This window comes from Halomonas sp. ALS9, from assembly GCF_001651035.1.
Taxonomy (GTDB): domain Bacteria; phylum Pseudomonadota; class Gammaproteobacteria; order Pseudomonadales; family Halomonadaceae; genus Vreelandella.
Map to the genome: position 1 here is coordinate 1 of NZ_LXRG01000197.1, position 2375 is coordinate 2375.

A 2375-nucleotide genomic window follows, 5' to 3' on the forward strand; every position below is an offset into this window, starting at 1 on the left:
CGCTGTTTGGCGACACCCACGCTTATGGCGAAGAGGGTGTACGCTTCTACACCAAACAGAAATCCATCATGCAGCGCTGGTCAGACTCCATCGACGCAGGTGCTGAGTTTGTGATGCCCACGGCGAAGTAACGCCTACACGTTATGGGAGCCAACGCATGCCATCGGCAACTAATAATAATTTTGACTATATCGTGGTAGGAGCAGGCACCGCCGGGTGCCTGCTGGCTAACCGACTCAGCGCCAACCCTAACAACAATGTGCTGTTGATCGAAGCGGGCGGTCGCGATAACTACCACTGGATCCATATCCCGGTGGGCTATCTCTACTGCATTAATAACCCGCGTACCGATTGGCTGTTTCGCACCGAGCCAGACAAAGGACTCAACGGACGTTCTTTGATCTACCCACGGGGTAAAACCCTGGGCGGCTGCTCAAGCATTAATGGCATGATCTACATGCGCGGCCAGGCGCGGGACTACGACCACTGGGCCGAAGTCACTGGAGACGATGCCTGGCGCTGGGAGAACTGTTTACCCGACTTTATCAAACATGAAGACCATTACCGCCTGGATGAGGGCGGCGATGCCGATGCGAAACACCAGGATTTTCATGGTCACGGCGGTGAATGGCGAATCGAAAAGCAGCGCCTCAAGTGGCAGGTGCTGGATGACTTTGCCGAAGCTGCCGTGCAAGCGGGCATACCCCGCAGCGACGATTTTAACCGCGGCTCTAATGAAGGCGTTGCCTACTTTGAGGTTAATCAGCGCTCGGGCTGGCGCTGGAATACCGCCAAGGCATTTTTGCGCCCCGCACTCAAACGCGACAACCTGACGCTATGGCACTCCACTCAAGTAAATCGCCTGCTGTTTGCAAACCGCGCAGACACACTGCAATGCACAGGCGTGGAGGTAGAGCGTGAGGGCAACCCCCTTCGCGTTGCGGCGAGCAAGGAAGTAGTGCTGTGCGCGGGAGCGATTGGCACGCCACACCTGTTACAACTTTCTGGTGTAGGGTCGACCGAACTGTTGCACGAACATGGCGTTGAGGTCGTCCATGAACTGCCGGGGGTGGGCGAGAACCTGCAGGATCACCTGCAGATTCGCTCGATATATCGCATCACCAATGGCAAAACCCTCAATGCCATGGCCAGTACGCTGTGGGGTAAGGCGGGAATTGGCCTTGAGTACCTGCTTAAACGCTCGGGGCCGATGAGTATGGCGCCTTCGCAGTTGGGCGCATTTACCCGCAGTACCCAGGATCAGCCGCACCCCAATATTCAGTACCACGTGCAGCCGCTAAGCCTGGAAGCCTTTGGACAGCCGTTACACCCTTATCCGGCGATTACTGCCAGCGTGTGTAATTTGAACCCTACCAGCCGGGGCACGGTGCGGCTTAAAAGCCGCGACCCGCGCCAGGCCCCGGCGATTTCGCCTAACTACCTGAGCACCCCAGAGGATCGCAAAGTGGCGGCGGATTCACTGCGGGTAACCCGGCGCATCGCGGAGCAGCCTGCGTTTGCCAAATACGCGCCGGAAGAGGTCAAGCCCGGTGTCGAGTACCAAAGTGACGATGAGCTAGCCCGGCTGGCCGGGGATATTGGCACGACTATTTTCCACCCAGTGGGCACCGCGCGAATGGGCCGCGAGGATGATGCCATGGCGGTGGTCGATGCGCGCTTGCGGGTGCACGGCATTAGCGGCTTGAGAGTGGCCGATGCGAGCGTTATGCCAACCATCACCAGTGGTAACACCAATTCGCCTACGCTGATGATTGCGGAGAAGGCTGCCGGGTGGATGCTGGCTGAGTGCCATGACGTTTCCGGCAGCACTTAGCAATAAGCGTTATTTATCAGCATTGTTAGGGGGTGTTGACGTGGGTGGGTGGTTAAGCGCAAAATGTGGGCAGTTGGTTAGCAAGTCGAACGTTGTCAGCAGTATAGAAGCGCCTCTAGCGTTAAATCTGGTGAAAGTCTCTTGTTATACCCACTGTAATTCGGGTATTTCCCGGTTTAATTAGCAACATTGAGGATTTTGATTATGGCAACTGGTACCGTTAAGTGGTTTAACGACACTAAAGGTTTCGGCTTTATTTCTCCTGACGACAATGGCGACGATCTGTTCGCGCATTTCTCAGAAATTCAGGCAGAAGGCTTCAAATCCCTGCAAGACGGCCAGAAGGTTTCCTTCGACGTCACTCAGGGTCAAAAAGGCCTTCAAGCTTCTAACATCAAAGTCGTTGATTAATTTCTGCGCACTGACATGTTAGCAATCACCGCCTAGCGTTGATTGATCAAAGAACCCCGCCAAGCGCGGGGTTCTTTGTGTCTATATGAACAGGCAAATATATACTTACCTCACACCTCACACCTCACAC

Annotated in this window: 2 protein-coding genes; both read left to right on the forward strand. The window is 55.2% G+C overall.

What is annotated here, in order from left to right; translation table 11 throughout:
* Positions 1–157 precede the first annotated feature (157 nt).
* On the forward strand, positions 158–1834 hold the full coding sequence (locus A6R74_RS17630) for a GMC family oxidoreductase (protein ID WP_064234422.1): 1677 nt from the start codon (positions 158–160) through the stop codon (positions 1832–1834).
* Positions 1835–2038: 204 nt separating this feature from the next.
* The gene (locus A6R74_RS17635) at positions 2039–2245 is read left to right on the forward strand and encodes a cold-shock protein (RefSeq protein WP_064234423.1); all 207 of its coding nucleotides are present in this window, start codon (positions 2039–2041) and stop codon (positions 2243–2245) included.
* The last annotated feature ends 130 nt before the right edge of the window (positions 2246–2375 follow it).

Excerpts from the sequence above, each read along its gene's own strand:
- A6R74_RS17635 (WP_064234423.1), top strand. The coding sequence starts at position 2,039 with ATGGCAACTGGTACCGTTAAGTGGTTTAACGACACTAAAGGTTTCGGC.
- A6R74_RS17630 (WP_064234422.1), top strand. The coding sequence starts at position 158 with ATGCCATCGGCAACTAATAATAATTTTGACTATATCGTGGTAGGAGCA.